Origin of the sequence: Flavobacterium sp. C4GT6, from assembly GCF_036347315.1 — a bacterium.
GTDB lineage: Bacteria > Bacteroidota > Bacteroidia > Flavobacteriales > Flavobacteriaceae > Flavobacterium.
Map to the genome: position 1 here is coordinate 161,329 of NZ_JAZGZU010000005.1, position 20,376 is coordinate 181,704.

Genomic DNA, 20,376 nt, shown 5'->3' on the forward strand with positions numbered 1-20,376 from the left:
GTTAGGTCCTGAGTTCTTGTTTTGATTTTGTTTTAGTGTATAGGTTTAATTCCACTGGTTGTCATCAAAGCTCATGTCGTCAAAATCTTCTCCGTCGCCAAACATATCAAGATCATCATCGTCATAATCGTCTTCAAAATCACCATAAATATCGTCACCTTCGGCACTAAAGTCTTTTTCAGGTGCAGTGTTAGGCATGTGTCCGTGAGAGAATAAAAGGTCTGGGTAGCTCACACCGTTTTCAGGCTCTTCAATAGCTCCCAGTTCCACAAAAAACGTCCACATATTAAGGAAATCGTATACGTAAATTATTTTTGTGTTCTCACTGTCTAAAATGGAGCTAAGCGGATAATCTGCCATTGCTTTCATTTCGCCCGGAACTTCGCCCGCATCAAAAAGCGGAATTTCATCCTGCTGTGTCCATTCGTCGTCACAGGTATAAAAAGAAGCTATTTCAAGTCCGTCAAAACCAAAAGCATTAACAATAGCATTGTGTAAATCTTCCAGCGTATCATTTTCCTGGATGGCAATATCCCTGAAAATATCTTCCTCAGCATCAAGTATTACTCTGAATTTGTAAACCATAGTTTATGTTATTTTTGAACCCCAAAGGTAAGCCATTAATTCTGATTTTGCTTTTTGGAATTTTAGATTTTTTAGATATAAGGGTAGCCTAAAATAGTAAAAAAACTATATTTCGTAAAGCTCAATAGGCAGATTATCAGTGTCTGAAAGGAAAGTAAATTTTTTTCTGGTAAATTCGTCGGTTCTTATAGGTTCCGTAGCAATATTATTTTGCGAAAGCCAGTTTACCGCTTTGTTAATATCATCGGTTTCAAAGGCAATGTGCCTTAGTCCGGCAGCTTCGGGACGGGAGACTCTTTGTGGTGGATTTAGGAACGAAAAAAGTTCTAAAGATAAATACCGTTTATAAGATTGCCTGCTTTCCCTGTAGTTTTCGGCATCAATAGTAAACCCGAGTATGTTGGTGTAAAAGTGTTTTGATTTTTGGTAATCACTGCAAATAATTGCTGAGTGATGTACCCTTTTATGTTAAGCACGCTATTTTATTTCATTAATCCACCAGTGGTTGCCAAAGGGGTCTTCAAACCCTGCTGCATAACCATATACCTCGTGCGTAGGTTTTTGCAGTGATATACTACCTGCTTCAATGGCACATTTGTAAACGGTATCTACATTTTCCACAAAAATAAATATACCTGATGTTTTCTGTTTCCAGTTTTCGTTACTGTTTGCAAACATAATCACGGCATCGTTTATTTTGAGTTCGCCGTGCATTATTACGCTGCTGTCTTTACCGTGAACAATCATTTGTTCGGTAGCGTTAAAGGTATGTTCACAAAACTGTTTAAATTCAACTGTCTTGTCCAGAACCAAGTAAGGCATAACGGGTAAGTAATTTTCAGGAATTTTCATAATGTAAACTTGATTGATATATAAAGTTACCGCGTTGTAACTGAAATGAAAAGCCTTTTAAATTAAATTTTACAATTCATCCCAAAAAAATTACAGTTGGGTACTATTCTTTATGATAAGAGAAATAACCGCTGCAAATTTGTCCCAACAAAACAACCAAACAATCAGTTTAATCATCAATCACATGAAACCAACAGTTATTATTTTATTTCTGCTTACAGCTTTAAACCTTAATGCACAGTATGTATTAAAAGGACATGTAACCGACCACAAAGGTGAACCTTTACCGGGAGCTAATGTTTATTTAGAGGGAACTTATGACGGAGCTATTACCGATGCAAAAGGTGATTTCTCTTTTGAGACCACTGCAAAAGGCGAACAGGTACTTGTTATTACATTTTTATCGTTTGAAGATGTAATGCAGAAAATAACTGTTGAGAACTACACATCACAAAACTTTAAAATGCGTGAAAGCGTTAATACGCTTGATGCCGTAGTGATATCGGCAGGAACTTTTTCTGCCGGAGACAACAGTAAGGTAACAGCGCTAAACGCTCTTGATATTGTAACAACAGCAGGATCGGCAGGCAATATCATCGCTGCCCTGCAAACCTTACCGGGTACACAAACCGTAGGGGAAGACGGAAGGCTTTTTGTACGTGGTGGTGAGGCAAACGAAACGCAAACTTATGTTGATGGTATACGCGTAGCACAGCCTTATGGCTCTACCACAAATAACCTGCCTACCCGCGGACGCTTTTCCCCATTCCTGTTTAAGGGAATGACATTCTCTACCGGAGGTTATTCGGCAGAATATGGAGAGGCCCTGTCTAGTGTTTTACTGCTTAATACTATTGAAGAACCCGATCAGCAACAAACCGAAATTTCGTTAATGACAGTGGGCTTAGGGCTTGGTAATACCCAAAAATGGGGAAAGAATTCGCTTAGTTTCAACATGTCTTACATTAACCTGCAGCCTTACCAGTGGGTAGTACCTCAAAATATAGACTGGAACAAACCTGTGCAGTCCCTTTCGGGAGAAACGGTTTATCGCCACAAGTTTAATAGCGGTATGCTAAAAATATATGCTGCGTTTGATTATTCTGACTTCGATATCAATCAGAAGGATATTAATGAACCAAATCCAGTAAGGGTTGCACTTACCAATAATAACTTTTACTTAAATACTTCCTACAAAGGTTCACTGGGTAATTACTGGACCATACAAACAGGACTAAGTTATGGCTACGGTCATAACGATATTAGACCAGCCGGGAACAAAGTGGACAATGCAGAAAACAGTTCACACATGAAACTGAAGCTAAGTAAAAAATTCAGTAACCGTTTTCAGTTGAGTTTTGGAGCAGATTATTTCCTAACTGATTTTACAGAGGATTATAGTGAGCCAACAGGTTTTGTTTATAATAGTGGTTATAACAATTCAATCGCCGCTACTTATGCTGAGGCTGATATCTTTTTCTCAAAAAAGCTGGCGTTAAAGGCAGGTGTGAGAGGATCGTACTCTGATGTGTTGGGTAAATCTGTAGTAGAACCGCGTGCATCACTAGCTTATAAAGCGGGTAAAAAAGGACAGTTTTCTCTAGCCTATGGTGATTTTCATCAAACACCTAATGCTGATTACCTGAAGTATTATAAAAACTTTGAATACGAGAAAACCAGTCATTACATTTTAAATTATATGTATAATGGTGATGGGAAAATGTTTAGGGCAGAGACGTATTATAAAGATTATTCAAGTCTTGTAAAGTATGATGGCGAAATGCCAATGTACAATTCGTTATACAACAGTAACGGTAGCGGATATGCACAGGGACTGGATCTTTTTTGGAGAGACAGCAAATCTGTTAAAAATCTGGACTATTGGGTGTCGTATTCCTTTATTGATACCGAAAGAGATTATAAAAATTATGAAAATAAGGTTACTCCAAGCTATGTGGCAAAACACAATTTTTCTTTAGTGACAAAGTATTGGGTAAACAGCCTGAGGTCACAGTTAGGGGTAACATACAGCTTCAACTCAGGTAGACCTTATGACAACCCTAATGATACCGAGTTTATGAGCGGACTTACAAAAAGCTACAACAGTCTTAGTGTAAGCTGGGCATGGTTGTTAAGTCAGCAAAAAATACTTTACTTCTCGGTGTCAAATGTAATGGGTAGTAAAAACGTATTTGGATACGATTATGCCAATAACCCCGATGTAAACGGGCAGTTTGCAAGACAGGCGGTAGTACAGCCGGCAGACAGGTTCTTTTTCGTAGGTTTCTTTTGGACTATTAGTGATGATAAGAAATCCAACCAACTTGATAATTTGTAACAAAAGAGCCGCTTTAAGCGGCTCTTTTATATTTAGGCAATTTTATCTCCGTTTCTTAATTGCAGTTCTAAAACCAGTAATTTGTATAGTTCATCAAAATCATCTCCCAGTGTGGTTTTTGGGATATTAATGTTTGTACCTTGGATAGACTGATTCATTTTCATCATCCATTTTTTAAAGAGGCCAGTGTTTTGCATATACTTCTCCGGATCTCTTACATAAATACTTATAAATAACTGATTGGTTACAGAGGTTATTTCAATACCAAGTATGTCGCTCCATTCAATAAGCCCGGCGCTAACTCCGCTAGCATTATCGGTTAATCCTTTATCATCAACAATGATTGCAGGTTTATTACGGGCTAATTTTAATATCATTGTGATAAAAACTGCACCAAAAAATAAGATACCTAATATTCCTGCAAGGTATTTTAATAGGCTTGGTATTTTTATTGGATAGCTAATTATAAATATGCTTGCAATTACAAATAGTAATGCCATAAGTAGTAATATAATTATTCGGACTTTATTAAACGTAATTATTTTAGGTTCCATTTTTTTATTGTTTTCAGGTAATTATAGATTGGTGTTTGTTATTACTTTTGGTTGGTTTAATTTGTTGAAAAACTGTTTTTTATATGCTTTAATGTGATAGGGTTCAGTAATGTGCCTTACCCTTTTCGGTAAAGATATTTTGTATCTTTAGCTCAATTAGAGTAAAAAGAATCTTAGAGCATGATGGTAAAAATAATTAAAATAACAATTCATCCCTTTTATTCTACAATTGGGTAAAACACTTTTTAACAGTTGTGTTTTTGTTAGGATATTTGTCTCATCAAAATCAAACAATTATTAATTAAAAAACCAACAGTCATGATTAGAGCAATAACAATTATAATTTTATTTGTGTGTCACACCGTTTGCGGACAGTCACAATATGAAACAGGAATGCAAAAAGCTTTCGGTCTTTGGAGTGAAGGTAAAAGTACAGAAGCATCGGCATTATTTGAAAGAATAGCCGCCGCCGAAAAAGACAACTGGCTACCTAACTACTATGTGGCACTTGTTAATACCACAACAGCGTTCCAGACAAAAGATAAAGAGCAGGTAAATGCACTTTTAACCAAAGCACAGGAGGCATATGATAAGGCTGATTTAATTTCGCCCGATAATGCAGAGTTACTGGTAATGCAGGCCATGATACACACCGCCTGGATAGCATTTGACCCAATGACAAACGGCATGAAGCTTTCGCCGGTTGTAAAACAACTTTATACAAAAGCAAAAACCTTAGCGCCCGAAAACCCGAGAGTCGTATTTTGTGCAGCAGAATTTGATATGGGAGGAGCCGCCTTTTTCGGTCAGGATACCACGCCTATGTGTGCTGAGGTAGAACGTTCTATAGAGCTTTTTAATAACTTTAAGTCCGAGTTGGCATTTTACCCACAGTGGGGACTGGACAGGGCGCAGGCTACACTGGCAAAGTGCAACAGCGAGAAAAAGGAATAATACGATTGATTTTCCTAATAGAATAATATAATACCGTAAACAATGAGATTAATAATTAAAGAGCTTTTAAAGGCCGTATCGCTGGGCGCAGTTGTTTTTGTGATACTGTATGTGCTAAAAACTATTTTAGGCAACGGATTTGCTACCGGTGAAGCACTGTTTACGGCCTTTTCATATACCATGCTTTACAGTGTGGTACTCTATATGGTAAACGTTTCGGTTTTCATAGGGCTGGATAGGGTGTTTGGTAAAGGAAAAACATCCGTAAAACGTATAGCTGTAGGGATACTGATATCGTTTGCCGTTAGTGGCTTCTTTGTGTTTCTGCTCAGGGTTTTTGAAGATGTAATAATAGAAGGCAGATCTTTTAGCCGGTTTTTTGAGAATGAAAGGTTATCTAATTACTACTTTGCTCTGGGTATTACCCTTATCGTTACACTTTTAATACATGCTTTTCATTTTTACAAAAGATATCAGGAAAACAGGGTTAAAAAGGAAAAAATAATTGCAGGTACGGCATCGGCCAAGTTTGAAACTTTAAAAAACCAAATTGATCCGCACTTCCTTTTCAACAGCCTTAATGTATTGAGTTCGCTTATAGAGGAAAACCCCGATAATGCACAACGTTTTACAACATCATTGTCAAAGGTATACCGCTATGTGTTGGAACAAAGGGATAAGGAGCTGGTAAGTATACAGGAGGAATTATCATTCGCTAAAACTTATATGAACCTCCTTAAGATGAGGTTTGAAAACAGCCTTTTTTATGAACCTCCTACAGATCTGGCTAATCCCGAAGGGAAGGTAGTACCGTTGTCACTTCAGTTATTACTGGAAAATTCGATAAAGCATAATATAGTGAGTCCGCAAAAGCCCTTACATATTCGTATTTATGAGAAAAACGGTAGCCTCGTTGTAGAGAACAATTTACAGAAAAAAGAGGTGTTACAGGACAGGAAAGGTGTAGGGCTGGAAAACATTGTAAGCCGTTATGCCATTTTAACCAGCAGGAAGGTAGAGATTGAGCAAACCACAGAATACTTTACCGTTTACCTGCCTATTTTAACCAAACAGATAGAAATTATGGATAGTATAGCGTATAGTGAGGAAGAAAATGATTACTACAAAGCCCAGAAGAGGGTAGAGGATATAAAAGGGTTTTACGGTAACCTAATGTCCTACCTTGTTGTAGTACCGGGGCTGGGGATACTAAACTATATAACCTCACCACAATTTTACTGGTTTTTGTTCCCGTTATTCGGATGGGGGCTTGGGGTTATAATTCACGGTTTAAACGTGTTTAACTTTATGCCTTTTTTAGGCAGGGACTGGGAAGAGCGAAAAATAAGGGAGTTTATAGAGAAGGAAAAATCCAATAAATGGCAGTAGGTATGAAGTATTACAATGAATTTGACGAAGATAGTGTTTTATATAAAAAGACCCGAAGGAAAGTAAGGGATTTAAGGGCCTTTTACATTCATCTAATCTGTTACCTAATAAGTGTTTTTGCAATGCTTATACTGCTTGATCTTACTTTTAAACCATTACTGTACTGGTTTTTAATTATAACAGTCAGTTGGGGTTTCGGAGTGTTTTTAAATGCCATGAAGGTATTTGGGTTTTATCCTTTTTTAGGAAAGAGCTGGGAAAAAAAGAAAATGAAGGAAATAATGAAAAAGGAGCAATCCGGTAAAAAAGAGTAGTTATGGACAATTTTTACAACAAATCAGAAGAAGAAAGGCTTTTGTACAGAAAAGCCAGAAAGAAAGTAAAAGAACTACGTGGGTTTTATTATCATCTAACCTGCTACTTAGTGATAATGCCGTTAATAATTTTTATTAACCTTACGTTTTCACCACAGTTTTTATGGTTCTTTTTCTCGCTAATAGGGTGGGGACTTGGATTAGGATTTCACGCGATGGAAGTGTTTGGATACAATCCGTTTTTAGGACGCGGTTGGGAAGAACGCAAAATGAGGGAGCTCATGGATAAGGAAAGACAGGAACGAACCCGATACGAATAATTATGAAAACAACTACACCACTGGAAAGGGCTCATAACAGGATAGAATGTATACGTAATTTTTATACCCACCTATTTGCTTATGTAGGGCTTAATATCGTTTTACTACTAATGTGGGGACTTGATTTTAATATAGCCGATATATTTTGGGAACGAACCTTTTTTATAACTGCAGGTTTAGGAGGATTGGCTGTTTTGACACATACTATCATACTGTTTTGGCACAACTATTTATTGCCGAAAGGATGGGATGAGAGAATGATTAAAAAGATACTATCTAAAACCAAAAAGAAAATATAAAACTTAAAATGGAAAATACATTTCAGGAGAATCTAAGAGTGGAGCGTGCCAGGAAAAGAGTGAAAGCAATAAAAGGATTTTACAGGCACCTTGTAGTATACATGTGTATTAATGCATTTATATTAGTTATGCATTATATTAATATGGATCCCGGACAGAGTTTTTGGGAATGGCATACCTTCTCAACAGCAATACCATGGGGAATAGGTTTACTTTTACACGGAGTCAGTGTTTTCGGGAGAAATGTTTTTTTCGGGAGCAACTGGGAAGAACGTAAGATTAACGAAATAATGGAGCAAAATAAAAAACGAAAAAGCGAAAACCGCTGGGAATAAACAATACAACCAAACACAAATAAACGCCAACCAATGAATGTTTTAATTATAGAAGACGAAAAGCCTGCAGCAAGACTCCTGCAACGAAAATTGCTAAAACTAAACCTTGAGGCTAATACCATGTTACACTCGGTAGAAGAGGCTGTAGAATGGTTTAGTAACAATGAACATCCTGATTTGATATTTTTGGATATTCAGCTTTCTGACGGACTTTCGTTTGAGATTTTTGATGCCGTACCGGTTAACAGTGCTATTATATTTACTACGGCTTATGATGAGTATGCCCTGCGTGCCTTTAAGCTTAACAGTATTGATTACCTGCTAAAGCCTATTGATGAGGATGATCTTGAAGTTGCTGTAAACAAATACCGCGAACGCATACCTGCAAAAGACAGTTTCTCTTTTGATTTTGATCAAATAAAACGCATGTTGGTAAACCCGCTGGATAAAAACTATAAGAAACGTTTTACCATTAAAATGGGACAACGCCTTAAAATGATTAATATTGAGGATGTAGAGTGTTTTTACAGTGAAAACAAAGGGACTTACCTGCATACTAACGATAACAGGGATTATTTACTGGACGGTACCCTGGAATTGCTTGAAGGTGAATTGGACCCTGCTAAGTTTTACCGCGTGAGCCGTAAGTTTATCATATCTGTAAATGCGATTAAGGATATTGTAATGTATACCAATTCCCGTTTAAAGCTGGTACTTAATACTTATGATGGCGATGAGGTTATTGTGAGTAGGGAGCGTGTTAACGACTTTAGAGAGTGGTTGGGGTAACTGCATAAAAAAAAACTGTTCTGCAAACCATTACCTGTTTACAGAACAGCTTCGAAATGTAGTATTTTGCTCAAAAAGAATTGAGTTTACTCAAAAACGGATAATATTTCTTTTTTTGCCTTACCCAGCTTCTTTTCTAGTTTTCCCCACATTTCATCTTCTTTGCCCTCTTCATACATCAAATCGTCATCTGTAAGTTGGGCATATTCTTGTTTGAGTTTACCTTTAAACTCGCTCCAGTTTCCGTGGATTTCTTCTTTGTTTGGCATAGCTTTTTTATTTTATGTTGATTTTTATTTACATAAAGGTACCAACATATAATGTATAATGCCAGAGGTTTAGTACAACTTTAACCCCGCCTTAAAGCTATGTGAAAATTTAACCTGGTTGTAGCTCTTTACTTCTTGTAGTTTCCAGCCAAATGTAATATTGTATACCAAAGAGTAAAGAAGCAGTTACAAGGTGTATGGTTTGTGACCCAAACGGGAAGTTTAGGTAATACATAGCAATACCCGAAGCTATTTCGACTAACAGTAATGCAATTACCCAGTTTACTTTGTTATACCCAAGTCTAAGTTTTTTGTTGCGTAGGTACAGCCATAGGTTTATACCAAATACAACAAACGAGAAAGTTCTGTGGATGTAAAAGGAAACTTCAGGACTGTTAAGTATCATATCCATATTGTCGTAGCCAAGTGATTTTATCTGCTCATCTACAAACTGGCGTACCTGTGTGCCCAGTACTACCTGTATTAAGGTTAGCAGTATGGCAACAACAAGCAGGTTTTTAAACAGTTTGTCCTGTTTAAATTCGGCAGTCGTTTCTTTAGCCTTGTGTATAATGTACAGGATAAACCCTACTATAAGCAGAGCCATAACCATGTGTACTGTAATTTTTATAGGGTTAAGTACCGAGTATACTACCGTAGCCCCAAGCCATGCCTGAAAGCCCATACAGAAAACGGTTATCCACGATAAGATAATAATGATTTTTTTACGCGTAGTGAACGACAGTAACGCCATTATAAACACAGCAACTCCGGCAAGTGCACCAACCAGTCGATTACCATATTCTACCCAGGTATGTACAGGGTTAAACTCGGCATAATCGTGTTTGGTGTAGGCTTCCCAGTTCCCTTCATTATAACTATCGTTAGTCGTAAAGGTTTCTTTAGCAACCCAAAGCTTTTCATCTTTAATGATAACCTGCCCTTTTTTAAACTCATGATCAGGACTCCAGGTAAGTTCGGTAACATCAGTAGGAGGTATGTAGTAGCCAAAACATTTAGGCCAGTCAGGGCATCCCATACCCGAACCTGTCATACGTACTAAAGCCCCTGCCACAATTACAAGATAAACTAGTATTAAGGCTATTCTTGCCGATTTTATAAAATTTATTTTCATGGTTTAAATACTAAGTCACGTTTGTGATGCAAATTTACATTTGGTTGCCCTGTGCTGTATATGATTTATGTCATACTTTACCATATAATCGTACAGGCATATAAACAAAATCTGCGGGGAGTCCCTACAGGTTAAATGTTATTTGGTAATAAGTCCCATTTTTTTTGCCTTGCTCATCATGAAATCATGAGCAGCCTGATACTCGTTAGGAATTTCTCCTTCCAGTATAGCTTCTTTAATAGCTTCTTTAAGCACACCAATTTCGCGTGATGGTTTCAGGTTGAATATCTCCATGATTTCCTCACCCGATATTGGCGGCTGGAAATTACGAACATGATCTCTTTCCTCAACTTCTACAATTTTTTGGCGTACAATATTAAAGTTGTTATGGTACTTTTTGAATTTTTGCGGATTTTTGGTTGTGATATCTGCAGAGCACAGTGTCATTAAATCATCTACATCTTCACCTGCATCAAATATCAGTCTGCGTACAGCCGAATCAGTTACTATATCCTGAGCCAGTACAATAGGGCGGGAACTAAGCATAACCATTTTTGCCACATATTTCATTTTGTGGTTAAGTGGCATGTGCAGCCTTTCAAACAGTTTTTTTACCATTTTACCACCTAAAAACTCATGCCCGTGGAATGTCCAACCGTGTTTTTTACTAAACTTTTTGGTAGGTGCTTTTCCTATATCATGCAGTAGCGCAGCCCATCGCAGCCATACATCTTCGGTATTTGGTACAATATTGTCTACCACTTCCAGTGTATGGTAAAAATTATCCTTATGGGTTTGTCCTTCCACTTCCTCCACACCTTTAAGTGCGGTAAGTTCGGGGATTATTATATCCAGTAGTCCTGTTTTTTCCATTAGTATAAAACCGATGGAAGGTGTTTGTGACTGCAGTATTTTATTCAGTTCATCTACAATACGCTCGCCCGATATGATTTTAATGCGCTCCTTATTTTTGGTAATTGCCTTTAGCGACTCTTCCTCAATGGTAAAGTTAAGCTGAGTAGCAAAACGGATGGCACGCATCATTCGCAGCGGATCGTCTGAATAAGTAATATCAGGGTTTAATGGTGTACGGATAATACCTTTGTGCAAATCACTCACCCCGTTAAACGGATCTACCAGTTCGCCATAATTGTTTTTATTCAGCGAAAGTGCCAATGCATTGATGGTAAAATCCCTGCGGTTTTGGTCATCTTCCAGCGTACCGCTTTCCACAAACGGGTTACGGCTTTCACTGCGGTAAGATTCCCTACGGGCACCTACAAACTCAATGTCTATAAACTCGCCTTTGCTCTCTTCATAGCGCAGCATGGCAGTACCATAGTTTTTAAATACCTGTACTTTTGGCTTGTTTGGCAACAGTGCAGAAACCTGTTTTGCCAGTTCTATACCGCTGCCCACAGCAACGATATCTATATCTTTTTTAAAGTTTCGTTTTAAAAGAAAATCCCTTACATAACCGCCTATCACGTAGCTTTCTAAATTAAGCTGTGCTGCGGCCTGAGAAATGATTTCAAATATCCTGTTATCCAGAGCTTCTTTATATGAAGTTTTGTTTTCCATTTAAGGTCGTATCACTTTTACCTGTAAATCATTGCCAAGCTTAATGATTGTTGAAGGCTTGGCGGCAACTTTATCGTGGTGCAAATTTACGATATAGTCTACTCCGTCCAAAATATGATGGTCTATTTCTTTAAAAGAATTAGGTGTAGGCATCCCGCTTATGTTAGCAGAGGTGGATACCAAAGGCCTTTTCATCCTCTCCATAAGCTTGTAGCAAAAGGGTTCTTTTACCAGTCGCATGCCTAAAGTATTATCTGGTGCTACAATGTTTTTTGCTACATTACGCGGGTTATCAAGTATTAGGGTAGTAGGTTTATCTGTCACATCCAGTATTTGCCAGGCTACCTCGGGCACTTCATTAAAAACATTGTACAGCATACGGTCGCCGTTCATTAAAACAATCATGCTTTTAGTTTCCTCACGCTGTTTAAGGGCATATATTTTTTTAATAGCCTCTTCGTTTGTAGCATCACAGCCTATTCCCCAAACCGTATCAGTAGGGTAAAGTATTATGCCTCCGTTTTTAATAACCTCATAGGCATTGTGTACCTCTTCATTTACATTTTCTGTGCTCATGGCTAACTTGTATAACTGTTTAGTGTATCTATAATGTGTTGTATCTCTTCGTCTGTAAGTACCGGGCTTATAGGCAGGCTTAGTACTTCGTTGTGTATTTGTTCTGTAATTGGGAATGACAAGTGGTTGTATTCCCTGTAAGCTTCCTGTTTGTAAGGTGGTGTAGGGTAATGGATAAGTGTTTGTATGTCATTATTAGCAAGATATTGCTGAAGCCTGTCCCTGTTTTTTGTCCTGATTACGAACAGGTGCCATACATGCCTGCTTTTTATGGTAACATTTCCTGCCTCGGGCAGTATGATTTCGGGGTTATTAACCGAATCGATATAACGTTGGGCAATTTCCCTTCGTATCTGGTTTTCGGTATCAAGGTACTTTAGCTTAACCGATAGCACAGCAGCCTGTATTTCGTCGATTCTTGAATTTAGTCCCTGATATTGATTTATATATTTTTGCTGTGAACCGTAATTGGCCAGTGTGCGTACAGCCTGTGCCAGTTCAGTGTCGTTTGTGGTAACAGCACCGGCATCACCTAATGCTCCAAGGTTTTTACCCGGATAGAAGCTAAAGCCTGCAGCATCACCAAGGTTTCCGGTTTTTACTCCGTTAAGATCGGCTCCTATGGCTTGGGCATTATCTTCAACAATCTTTAGGTTGTGTTTTGTTGCTAATTGTGTTAGCAAACCACTAAAAGCCGTTTGCCCGTATAAGTGTACGGTCATTATGGCTTTTGTTCTTTCGGTTATCTTTTCCTCTATTAATGAGAAATCAATGTTATAGGTATGGATGTCTGGCTCCACAAAAACAGGAACCAGTCCGTTATCGGTAATACTAAGTATGGATGCTATATAGGTGTTAGCCGGCACTATAACCTCGTCACCCGGTTTCATTACACCAATTTCAATATAGGCTTTAAATATAAGGCGTAGTGCATCCAACCCGTTTGCCACACCAATAGCATGATTACAGCCTATGTATTCACACAGCTGTTTCTCGAAAGCTTTTACCTCTTCGCCAAGCAAATACCATCCGCTTCTAAAGGTTTTTAGCAAACGTTCCTCTATTTCCTGCTGGTGTTGCAGGTTGATTTTTTGTATGTCGAGGAATTTTATCATTGATTCAATTTTGTATAAAAATACTATTAATCCTTAATATTGAGTAGTGTTTTAACCCAGTTTTCCTGACTGTACTTTTTATAGATGTGTTCCGGCAGCTCCTCATAAGGTGTATTTAAAAACGCTGCGGGGATTGATTTTGTCTCTGGAGTCCAGATAAAAATATTATTTGGATTGTAAAAATCATAACCCTTTATATCAGGATTGGTGGTAATCAGTTTTTTACCAAGTCCCATAGCTTCATACACCCTAAAGGATAGTCCGCGTTGTATATCCTTATGTATATCCAGTATAATGCGTGACTTTCTCATAAGCTCTTTTGTTTCGTTAAAAGAGATATGCTTGTCTATAAACTCAACCGATTTTGGCACATCTGTAACATCGGGTAATGTTTCGGCATATTGCTTTATTACCACTTTTTGATTTTGGGCTTCCAGCGCTGTAGCTATGGTAGCAATAAGCGGATACCTGGAATCGTATGATGCCAGAAAGAACAGATCATAATCATAATCAGTCACCCTTTCTTCATGGAAGTAAAAGTTAGTGATAAGGTTAATATTAAAATCTTTAGCGTCTTTTGGTTCAAAAGTAAATGCCTCGTCAAAATACTGTACAGTGTGTGCCGCCGGAATATGGTCAAACGAATCCCAGTAGTAAGCAACACTGTGACTGGCTTTTTGTGTTAGTTTTTTTATATGTTGAGGTAATACCAGTTCGGCAGAAATCATTACCAGATAATCGTAGTGATCTTTCAGCCCGTAAAGGTTCTGCTCACTTGCTTTAATTTTTTTAAGGTTTTTGTTCAGGAATATTTTGAAAAGGAAGTTTTGAACCTTTTCCCAGGTGTTTTTGTATTTATAGTTTTTATATAAAACGGTGGTTACCTCACAACCCGAATATTTTTTGAATCCCTCTTCAAAAACTTTGTACAGGTCATAGCGTCCGTTGCTTAAAAATAGTAGTTTCTTTTCCATTTATATAGTGTCACCTTTATCAAAAAATACAGTGTTGACCCAGTTGTCTATAGTGTATTTATAGTATATGTTTTCGTTTAACGGTTCATAAGGAGTTTCAAAAAAGGAAGCCTTAATTACAGGATTATCGGCATCTACAATCAAAATGTTATTAGGATTGTAAAAGTCATAGTCCTTAATGGTTTTGTTTGTTGTTATCAGTTTCTTTTGGTAGCAAAGGGAATCAAATACCCTAAAGCTGAGACCGGTTTGGTTAACCCTTACAATATCTACAAAAACCTGTGCATCGTTCATGTACTGGTCAAGCTTGTCCAGTTTTATAATATCCTTTTGGTGATTTATGTTTGGATTTAAGTCGGCAGGTTTATGTTTACCTACCAGCATAAAGTTGTAATTAATGTTTATACTGTCTAAGCTGTTTGCTATGGCGTTAAGCGCCTGTAACCTTTCGTCTATTGATAGTATCATAAATGCTCCGTAAGTAGCTTCGGTTGGCTGCTGTAACGGTTTTTTATCCATATAGATGTAATTGCTTATTGGCGAAAAACCATATTGGGCAACATCATCACTGTCAAAAGAGAATATCTTATCAAAAATATTGTCCAGTAAATGGTCTATAGGGTAGCGTTTGGAGCTGTCATACAGGTAGGCTATATATTGTTTGGTATGTGTTTTTATCTGCCTGTGTATAGCAACAGGTATAAGCTCTGGGTTTATAACCAGTATTTTGTCCTGTGGTCCCAGTTTTTTTAGTTCGTCTAAAATATATTGGTGCTGCTTTATCTTTTTAATATTCCTTTTAAGGAGTGTTTTGCTTAGACTATTGGTTATCCTGTGAAAAGGGGTAGGGTATTTGTACTTAAATTTCCCGGTATTAATATGGTGTGCCTCTATATTTTTGTCTTTAAGGACTTTTATTATATGTTGGTCGTATTCCCAGTGGTCAAAGCTGATGAGGCATATTTTCATTTGAATGGATTTTAAGAGAAAGGCTTATAACTCATAAATTATTGCAAAAATATTATTTTTAACGACGGAATTGTTTAAAAAATAATAATTTAAAACAAATTATGATTCCATTATTATTTTGGTATTTTTGCCCACTTTAACATTTGTAGGCAAGTTAAAAGTACGTTATTATGAAGAAGATTCACGTTGGGTTCCTTTTGTCCTATGACTATGAGAAGCTTAAACTGGCTATTCCTCCTGTATATAAGGGGGCAGACAGGATTTTTATAGCAATGGATGAGGAATTAAGAACCTGGTCTGGTAATACTTTTGAGGTGGATCCTTCATTTTTTGAATGGGTTAAGGAGTTTGATGTAGATAATAAAATAGAGTATTATAAAGACAATTTTTATATTCCGGAACTTAATGCTATACAAAACGATACCCGTGAAAGGCATATGTTAGGTCTTAAAATGGGTATAGGCAACTGGTTAATACAGGTAGATAGTGATGAGTATTTTATAGATTTTGAGCGTTTTGTGAAAAATCTTAGGAGATATGACTGCTACCTTAAAAATCCTGAAAAGAATCCTATACAGTTTGCCGGTTTCCACATCAATGTATACAAATACCTTGACGATGGATTGCTGTATGTAAATAAGCCTACAAAGCTGCTTTTGGCTACTAATTATCCTAATTATAAGAATGCCAAAAATACCAAAGAAAGAATAGTGTATCATGATACTTTTATCCTGCATGAAGGCCTTGCCAGAACCGAAGAGGAACTGGAACTTAAATTGGCTAACTGGGGGCATATGCATGAAGTAAATATGACTTTTTTGGATAAATGGAAAATGGCAAATAAAGATAATTACCATACCATTAAGGATGTTTTTTATCTTGAACCGGGAATATGGAAAGAGCTGGGGTACCTGCCTTCCAAATCCCTGACAGACCTTAAAAAACTGGTAGCGAATGACCCTAACCTGCAAATCCCGAAAATGAAACTCTTTTTCAGGAATTTCGGGCAGTGGTTTAAACATTCTAAAATTAAAAAACCAGGCTATAAGCCTTATTATGAAAAGTATTTTAACAGCTAATGGAAAAGTTTTCTGCCGCATTACTGATTTCTACTTACAACTGGCCACAGGCACTGGAGGTAGTTTTTAAAAGTATTAAGGAACAAACGGTACTTCCCGATGAGATTCTGATTGCTGATGACGGTTCTAAAGACGAAACCAAAAAACTGATAGATACTTTTGCTTCCCAAATAAAGGTGCCCGTAAAGCACTTTTGGCAGGAAGACGACGGTTTCAGGAAATCAAAAATACTTAACAAAGCTGTTGCAGGAAGCACATCTGACTATATTATACAGGTGGATGGTGATTGTATTTTACATCGTAATTTTGTGGAAGATCATACAAAGGCTGCCCGAAAGAGGATGTACCTTTATGGTGCCAGGGTTAATATTTTGGAAAGCGGAGTAGCACAGGTGCTTGAGAATAAGGTTACTTCATTCGGGTTTTCTTCAAAACTGATAAAAAACAAAACACGTAGCCTGCACATTCCTTTTTTAGCAGGTATGTATAAACCTCATAAAGAGTATTCAGATAAATTCAGGGGATGTAACGTGTCTTACTGGAAAAGTGATTTTATAGCGGTAAACGGCTATAACGAAGCTTTTGAAGGGTGGGGCAGGGAAGACTCTGATTTGGTTATACGAATGGGTAATGACGGAGTTATGGCAAAACGACTGCGCTATGCAGGTATTGTTTTCCATATACACCACAAAATAAACTCAAGGGATAACTTTGAAACTAACGACAGGATACAACAGGAAACTATTGCTAATAAAATAGTGCGTTGTGAAGAGGGCGTAAGCAAGTATTTGTAATTGTTAGCTTATTTTTCTGTACTTCATCCAAAGCTGAATGTAGCGTTTAAATACCGAGAAGGAGTGGATGTAGGCTAGAACAAAGCCTTCTTTACCATCCAGTATACCAAGCCTGTAAAAGTACTGCCAGCAAAAGCGGTAAAACGGCCTGAATAAAAAGTGATAGGCATTTGGCCTAACTTTTCTTCCGTATAGGTTTTCTGCCTGTAGTTTACTGTAAAGGTTTAGCTTATTGTTGTAGTTGTCAAAGCTTTTATAGCTGTAATGATCTACTTTTTCCTTTAGTGTACATACTCTTCCTTTTGCTGTAATCACTTCGTGTACAAGTCCGGTATATTTACAGTGTTTTTTATTAAAAACACGAACAGCCTTATCAGTTCTCCATCCGCCAAAGCGAATGTGTTTACCCATAAAGTGGAACTTACGCTTTACAAAGTAGGCAACAATGCCGTTTTTGTTTTCTACGGCTTGTTTTATCTCGGTTTCAAGGGCGGGGGTAACAATTTCGTCGAGATCAAAAAATAATATCCAGTCGTTAGATGCCTGTTCTATGGCAAAATTTCTTTGACTTGAAAAATCAGTGAATTCGTTTTTAATGAACTTTACGTTAAGTTCATTTGCCAGTTTTTCGGTAGCATCGGTGCTGTATGAGTCTACGATAATAATTTCATCTGCAAAAGACAGGCTTTCCACATACCTGTTTATATTCTCTTCTTCATTATAAGTAATGGCGAGGGCAGTTATTTTCGTACTCAAATTATTTTCTGGCATAAATGTTATATAATTGGCAAATGTAATAATTTTACACTTACTAAAATTTTAAAAATAATGACACAATTACCCGTTTTAATGTATCATAACGTGTGCGCTTTTAACGAAATGAGCAAAGGGCTGACAATTTCGCAACAAAAATTAGAGGAGCAATTTCAATATCTGGCATGCAATTATACTACTTTTCATTTATCTGAACTCGAAAAAAATGAAAATATTAAGGATAAGGGAATTGTGATAACTTTTGATGATGTTACAGTAAATCAGTTAGAGTTTGCTGTGCCATTGTTAGAGAAATATAAGCTTAAGGCAACCTTTTTTATTCCGTTTAATTATGTGGGTAAATCTGACTTGTGGAATAATGGTGCTGAACCTATTATGGATGTACAACAGTTACAGTCGTTAAATAGTGATTTGATTGAACTGGGGTATCATTCTTTTATGCATAGTCGTTATGCTCAAATGAGCGAGGGAGAGATAAATAACGATTTTGACCAATGCCGTACTTTTATTGACAAAAACAATCTTAATGTTTACCCTGCAGTGGCTTACCCATACGGGAATTACCCAAAAAAGGAACCTGCAAAAACACATTTTAAGCAATTGCTCGATAAAAACGGAATGAAAATGGGACTTAAAATAGGTAACAGGATTAATAAATATCCTTTAAGGGAAAACTACGAAATACAGCGCATTGATGTAAAGGGAGAAGACAGCCTTTTTAAATTTAAGCTAAAACTTAAGTTTGGTAAACTAAAACTATTTTAAGCCTCTTTGTAACAGTAATAGCTTTGCGTAGCGTGATAATACTCCATAGGCATTAATGCTGGCAAGGGCAAGCCCCGGTACACCGTCTAAAAAGCCTCCTTTAATAATATAGGTATGAAAAAAACGGTACATAGGCTTAAATATAAGGTGGAAAAAGGTTACCCTTTTTCCTTTTTTAAGGCTCATGCCAGCCTGAAACCAAGCGTAAGAATCCTTTTTTTGCAACCAGTTAAAAAAGCCTTTATAGGTGTAATGAACCATAAAGTTTTTAAGCTCACCTATACTGCCGTTTACGTTTAGCTTTTCGTGTACGTCGCCGGTAAACTTAACATCGTTGTTTTTTACCAGTCTGGTAACGCGGTCAATTTTATGGTATAAAAAGCGGTTCATGTAAAAATGCAGGAACTTAATTTTATAGCCCTGGTGTTTTGGGTTGGCTATAGTATCCTGTATTTCAAACCACAGTTTTTGGGTAACGCGTTCATCGGCATCCATAAACAGTACCCAGTCTCCTGTAGCATGTGGAAGAGCAAAGTTTTTTTGTGCCGAAAAATTATCAAACTTCCTTTCTATAACCTTGCATCCCAGTGCCAGTGCCTTTTCTTTAGTGCTGTCGGTACTGTAAGAGTCTATTACAATAATCTCATAAGCTCCTTTAACTGATTTTACAGCATCCTCTATATAGGCTTCTTCATTGTAGGTCGGGATAATTACAGAAAGTTTATTCATAAGCTGTAGCGCGAATTAGAATTACACAAAACTAAAAAAAATTGAATTATCTTTGCGGTATGATGCAAAAGAATATTTCTGTAATAATTAGTACATACAATTCGGTAGAATGGCTGAAAAAAGTGCTATGGGGTTATAACACTCAAACTTATAAAGAGTTTGAAATGGTTATTGCAGATGATGGCTCACGTGAAGATACAAAGCAAATGATTGATGCAATGAGGGAAGAGGTTTCTTATCCTATTATTCACGTTTGGCATGAAGATAACGGATTCCAAAAATCACAAATTTTAAACAAGGCAATACTTGCCTGTACTACAGATTATGTGTTAATGAGTGATGGTGACTGTATACCGCGACCTGATTTTGTGGAGCAGCACATTAAGTTTAGGGAAGAGGGGTATTTCCTTTCGGGAGGATACCACAAACTGCCTATGGAACTTTCTAAGTCACTTTCTAAAGAAGATATATATTCGGGCAGATGCTTTGATGTCGACTGGCTTAAAAAGAACGGTATGGCTACCTCATTTAAAAACAATAAGGTAGATGCTATGGGTATAAAGAGTGCTATACTTAATATGGTAACCACAACCAAGCCAAGCTGGAACGGTCACAACTCTTCGGGTTGGATAAAAGACATCAAGGCTATAAACGGTTTTGATGAAAGAATGCAGTATGGCGGACAGGACAGGGAACTGGGCGAAAGGCTGGTTAACCTTGGTATTATACCAAAACAGATACGCTACAGTACTATTTGCCTGCATTTAGATCACCCAAGGGGCTATGCAACTCCCGAATCGATAAATAAAAACAGGTCGATAAGGAAAGTAACCCGAACCGAGAAAAGAAAATGGACAGACTATGGCATCGTTAAATAACGATGCTTT

Annotated in this window: 24 protein-coding genes and 1 pseudogene; 12 read left to right on the plus strand and 13 right to left on the minus strand. The window is 37.3% G+C overall.

The features are described from left to right. Positions 1-45 precede the first annotated feature (45 nt). The 3 genes and pseudogenes from V3Z67_RS08405 to V3Z67_RS08415 form a co-directional block, all read right to left on the minus strand. Complete coding sequence (locus V3Z67_RS08405; RefSeq protein ID WP_157483299.1) at positions 46-585, minus strand: IS1096 element passenger TnpR family protein; 540 nt, start codon at positions 583-585, stop codon at positions 46-48. A gap of 105 nt (positions 586-690) precedes the next feature. Continuing rightward, positions 691-1,047 (minus strand): annotated as a pseudogene (gloA2, locus tag V3Z67_RS08410) (SMU1112c/YaeR family gloxylase I-like metalloprotein); the annotation flags it as partial. 15 nt (positions 1,048-1,062) lie between these two features. Next, positions 1,063-1,437: a VOC family protein gene (locus tag V3Z67_RS08415; protein WP_330442873.1), complete on the minus strand. Its 375-nt coding sequence runs from the start codon at positions 1,435-1,437 to the stop codon at positions 1,063-1,065. A 184-nt stretch (positions 1,438-1,621) separates the two neighbouring features. Between V3Z67_RS08415 and V3Z67_RS08420 the strand changes: the two genes are divergently transcribed. Next, positions 1,622-3,775 (plus strand): TonB-dependent receptor, encoded by a 2,154-nt coding sequence (locus V3Z67_RS08420; protein ID WP_330442874.1) that lies wholly within the window; start codon positions 1,622-1,624, stop codon positions 3,773-3,775. Between the two features lie 32 nt (positions 3,776-3,807). Here V3Z67_RS08420 and V3Z67_RS08425 read toward each other — a convergent pair whose 3' ends face one another. Beyond that, positions 3,808-4,329, minus strand: a complete 522-nt coding sequence (locus V3Z67_RS08425) for an STM3941 family protein (RefSeq protein WP_330442875.1) — start codon at positions 4,327-4,329, stop codon at positions 3,808-3,810. A gap of 318 nt (positions 4,330-4,647) precedes the next feature. Between V3Z67_RS08425 and V3Z67_RS08430 the strand changes: the two genes are divergently transcribed. Genes V3Z67_RS08430 through V3Z67_RS08460 form a run of 7 tightly spaced genes read left to right on the plus strand, consistent with a single transcriptional unit; the run spans position 4,648 to position 8,729 of the window. Continuing rightward, entirely contained in the window at positions 4,648-5,283 is a 636-nt protein-coding gene (locus tag V3Z67_RS08430) for a hypothetical protein (RefSeq protein ID WP_330442876.1), read from the plus strand. A gap of 42 nt (positions 5,284-5,325) precedes the next feature. Next, positions 5,326-6,672, plus strand: a complete 1,347-nt coding sequence (locus V3Z67_RS08435; RefSeq protein WP_330442877.1) for a 2TM domain-containing protein — start codon at positions 5,326-5,328, stop codon at positions 6,670-6,672. Beyond that, a complete protein-coding gene (locus V3Z67_RS08440; RefSeq protein ID WP_330442878.1) occupies positions 6,663-6,986 on the plus strand; it encodes a 2TM domain-containing protein in 324 nt (107 codons plus the stop codon). Before V3Z67_RS08435 ends, V3Z67_RS08440 begins: the two co-directional genes overlap by 10 nt. A 2-nt stretch (positions 6,987-6,988) precedes the next feature. After that, positions 6,989-7,306: a 2TM domain-containing protein gene (locus V3Z67_RS08445; protein WP_330442879.1), complete on the plus strand. Its 318-nt coding sequence runs from the start codon at positions 6,989-6,991 to the stop codon at positions 7,304-7,306. Positions 7,307-7,308: 2 nt separating this feature from the next. Beyond that, positions 7,309-7,605 carry a 2TM domain-containing protein gene (locus tag V3Z67_RS08450; protein WP_330442880.1) on the plus strand — a complete coding sequence of 99 codons (297 nt, stop codon included), beginning with the start codon at positions 7,309-7,311 and terminating at the stop codon, positions 7,603-7,605. 8 nt (positions 7,606-7,613) lie between these two features. Beyond that, the gene (locus tag V3Z67_RS08455) at positions 7,614-7,940 is read left to right on the plus strand and encodes a 2TM domain-containing protein (RefSeq protein WP_330442881.1); all 327 of its coding nucleotides are present in this window, start codon (positions 7,614-7,616) and stop codon (positions 7,938-7,940) included. Between the two features lie 33 nt (positions 7,941-7,973). Next, on the plus strand, positions 7,974-8,729 hold the full coding sequence (locus tag V3Z67_RS08460) for a LytR/AlgR family response regulator transcription factor (RefSeq protein WP_330442882.1): 756 nt from the start codon (positions 7,974-7,976) through the stop codon (positions 8,727-8,729). A gap of 86 nt (positions 8,730-8,815) precedes the next feature. On the opposite strand, the gene V3Z67_RS08465 is transcribed toward V3Z67_RS08460, so the two are convergent. From V3Z67_RS08465 to V3Z67_RS08495, 7 genes are all read right to left on the minus strand, one after another. Beyond that, positions 8,816-8,998: a CsbD family protein gene (locus V3Z67_RS08465; protein WP_330442883.1), complete on the minus strand. Its 183-nt coding sequence runs from the start codon at positions 8,996-8,998 to the stop codon at positions 8,816-8,818. A gap of 109 nt (positions 8,999-9,107) precedes the next feature. Beyond that, positions 9,108-10,133, minus strand: a complete 1,026-nt coding sequence (locus V3Z67_RS08470; protein WP_330442884.1) for a COX15/CtaA family protein — start codon at positions 10,131-10,133, stop codon at positions 9,108-9,110. Positions 10,134-10,271: 138 nt separating this feature from the next. Next, positions 10,272-11,714: a CCA tRNA nucleotidyltransferase gene (locus tag V3Z67_RS08475; protein ID WP_330442885.1), complete on the minus strand. Its 1,443-nt coding sequence runs from the start codon at positions 11,712-11,714 to the stop codon at positions 10,272-10,274. After that, the gene (locus tag V3Z67_RS08480) at positions 11,715-12,290 is read right to left on the minus strand and encodes an L-threonylcarbamoyladenylate synthase (RefSeq protein WP_157483282.1); all 576 of its coding nucleotides are present in this window, start codon (positions 12,288-12,290) and stop codon (positions 11,715-11,717) included. Positions 12,291-12,292: 2 nt separating this feature from the next. Next, positions 12,293-13,405, minus strand: coding sequence for a DegT/DnrJ/EryC1/StrS family aminotransferase (locus V3Z67_RS08485; RefSeq protein WP_330442886.1), 1,113 nt, complete (start codon positions 13,403-13,405; stop codon positions 12,293-12,295). A 26-nt stretch (positions 13,406-13,431) separates the two neighbouring features. Beyond that, entirely contained in the window at positions 13,432-14,379 is a 948-nt protein-coding gene (locus tag V3Z67_RS08490) for a hypothetical protein (RefSeq protein ID WP_330442887.1), read from the minus strand. After that, a complete protein-coding gene (locus tag V3Z67_RS08495) occupies positions 14,380-15,348 on the minus strand; it encodes a hypothetical protein (protein WP_330442888.1) in 969 nt (322 codons plus the stop codon). 170 nt (positions 15,349-15,518) lie between these two features. Here V3Z67_RS08495 and V3Z67_RS08500 point away from each other — a divergent pair, with 170 nt between their 5' ends. Together V3Z67_RS08500 and V3Z67_RS08505 are read left to right on the plus strand one after the other, a co-directional pair. Then, positions 15,519-16,427: a hypothetical protein gene (locus tag V3Z67_RS08500; protein ID WP_330442889.1), complete on the plus strand. Its 909-nt coding sequence runs from the start codon at positions 15,519-15,521 to the stop codon at positions 16,425-16,427. Further along, positions 16,427-17,221: a glycosyltransferase family 2 protein gene (locus V3Z67_RS08505; protein WP_330442890.1), complete on the plus strand. Its 795-nt coding sequence runs from the start codon at positions 16,427-16,429 to the stop codon at positions 17,219-17,221. The genes V3Z67_RS08500 and V3Z67_RS08505 overlap by 1 nt, the downstream gene beginning before the upstream one ends. 3 nt (positions 17,222-17,224) lie before the next feature. Here the strand turns inward: V3Z67_RS08505 and V3Z67_RS08510 are convergent, their stop codons facing one another. Continuing rightward, the gene (locus tag V3Z67_RS08510) at positions 17,225-17,977 is read right to left on the minus strand and encodes a glycosyltransferase family 2 protein (protein WP_330442891.1); all 753 of its coding nucleotides are present in this window, start codon (positions 17,975-17,977) and stop codon (positions 17,225-17,227) included. A gap of 72 nt (positions 17,978-18,049) precedes the next feature. Here V3Z67_RS08510 and V3Z67_RS08515 point away from each other — a divergent pair, with 72 nt between their 5' ends. After that, complete coding sequence (locus V3Z67_RS08515) at positions 18,050-18,760, plus strand: polysaccharide deacetylase family protein (protein ID WP_330442892.1); 711 nt, start codon at positions 18,050-18,052, stop codon at positions 18,758-18,760. Here the strand turns inward: V3Z67_RS08515 and V3Z67_RS08520 are convergent. Next, a complete protein-coding gene (locus V3Z67_RS08520; RefSeq protein ID WP_330442893.1) occupies positions 18,752-19,489 on the minus strand; it encodes a glycosyltransferase family 2 protein in 738 nt (245 codons plus the stop codon). The genes V3Z67_RS08515 and V3Z67_RS08520 overlap by 9 nt on opposite strands. 59 nt (positions 19,490-19,548) lie before the next feature. Here V3Z67_RS08520 and V3Z67_RS08525 point away from each other — a divergent pair, with 59 nt between their 5' ends. Then, positions 19,549-20,367, plus strand: coding sequence for a glycosyltransferase family 2 protein (locus V3Z67_RS08525; RefSeq protein ID WP_330442894.1), 819 nt, complete (start codon positions 19,549-19,551; stop codon positions 20,365-20,367). Positions 20,368-20,376: the final 9 nt, after the last annotated feature.

Excerpts from the sequence above, each read along its gene's own strand:
- V3Z67_RS08455 (WP_330442881.1), top strand. The coding sequence starts at position 7,614 with ATGGAAAATACATTTCAGGAGAATCTAAGAGTGGAGCGTGCCAGGAAA.
- V3Z67_RS08445 (WP_330442879.1), top strand. The coding sequence starts at position 6,989 with ATGGACAATTTTTACAACAAATCAGAAGAAGAAAGGCTTTTGTACAGA.
- V3Z67_RS08515 (WP_330442892.1), top strand. The coding sequence starts at position 18,050 with ATGACACAATTACCCGTTTTAATGTATCATAACGTGTGCGCTTTTAAC.
- V3Z67_RS08480 (WP_157483282.1), bottom strand. The coding sequence starts at position 12,290 with ATGAGCACAGAAAATGTAAATGAAGAGGTACACAATGCCTATGAGGTT.
- V3Z67_RS08465 (WP_330442883.1), bottom strand. The coding sequence starts at position 8,998 with ATGCCAAACAAAGAAGAAATCCACGGAAACTGGAGCGAGTTTAAAGGT.
- V3Z67_RS08495 (WP_330442888.1), bottom strand. The coding sequence starts at position 15,348 with ATGAAAATATGCCTCATCAGCTTTGACCACTGGGAATACGACCAACAT.
- V3Z67_RS08525 (WP_330442894.1), top strand. The coding sequence starts at position 19,549 with ATGATGCAAAAGAATATTTCTGTAATAATTAGTACATACAATTCGGTA.
- V3Z67_RS08460 (WP_330442882.1), top strand. The coding sequence starts at position 7,974 with ATGAATGTTTTAATTATAGAAGACGAAAAGCCTGCAGCAAGACTCCTG.
- V3Z67_RS08415 (WP_330442873.1), bottom strand. The coding sequence starts at position 1,437 with ATGAAAATTCCTGAAAATTACTTACCCGTTATGCCTTACTTGGTTCTG.
- V3Z67_RS08485 (WP_330442886.1), bottom strand. The coding sequence starts at position 13,405 with ATGATAAAATTCCTCGACATACAAAAAATCAACCTGCAACACCAGCAG.
- V3Z67_RS08470 (WP_330442884.1), bottom strand. The coding sequence starts at position 10,133 with ATGAAAATAAATTTTATAAAATCGGCAAGAATAGCCTTAATACTAGTT.
- V3Z67_RS08505 (WP_330442890.1), top strand. The coding sequence starts at position 16,427 with ATGGAAAAGTTTTCTGCCGCATTACTGATTTCTACTTACAACTGGCCA.
- V3Z67_RS08450 (WP_330442880.1), top strand. The coding sequence starts at position 7,309 with ATGAAAACAACTACACCACTGGAAAGGGCTCATAACAGGATAGAATGT.
- V3Z67_RS08520 (WP_330442893.1), bottom strand. The coding sequence starts at position 19,489 with ATGAATAAACTTTCTGTAATTATCCCGACCTACAATGAAGAAGCCTAT.
- V3Z67_RS08475 (WP_330442885.1), bottom strand. The coding sequence starts at position 11,714 with ATGGAAAACAAAACTTCATATAAAGAAGCTCTGGATAACAGGATATTT.
- V3Z67_RS08435 (WP_330442877.1), top strand. The coding sequence starts at position 5,326 with ATGAGATTAATAATTAAAGAGCTTTTAAAGGCCGTATCGCTGGGCGCA.
- V3Z67_RS08405 (WP_157483299.1), bottom strand. The coding sequence starts at position 585 with ATGGTTTACAAATTCAGAGTAATACTTGATGCTGAGGAAGATATTTTC.
- V3Z67_RS08430 (WP_330442876.1), top strand. The coding sequence starts at position 4,648 with ATGATTAGAGCAATAACAATTATAATTTTATTTGTGTGTCACACCGTT.
- V3Z67_RS08490 (WP_330442887.1), bottom strand. The coding sequence starts at position 14,379 with ATGGAAAAGAAACTACTATTTTTAAGCAACGGACGCTATGACCTGTAC.
- V3Z67_RS08440 (WP_330442878.1), top strand. The coding sequence starts at position 6,663 with ATGGCAGTAGGTATGAAGTATTACAATGAATTTGACGAAGATAGTGTT.
- V3Z67_RS08425 (WP_330442875.1), bottom strand. The coding sequence starts at position 4,329 with ATGGAACCTAAAATAATTACGTTTAATAAAGTCCGAATAATTATATTA.
- V3Z67_RS08420 (WP_330442874.1), top strand. The coding sequence starts at position 1,622 with ATGAAACCAACAGTTATTATTTTATTTCTGCTTACAGCTTTAAACCTT.
- V3Z67_RS08500 (WP_330442889.1), top strand. The coding sequence starts at position 15,519 with ATGAAGAAGATTCACGTTGGGTTCCTTTTGTCCTATGACTATGAGAAG.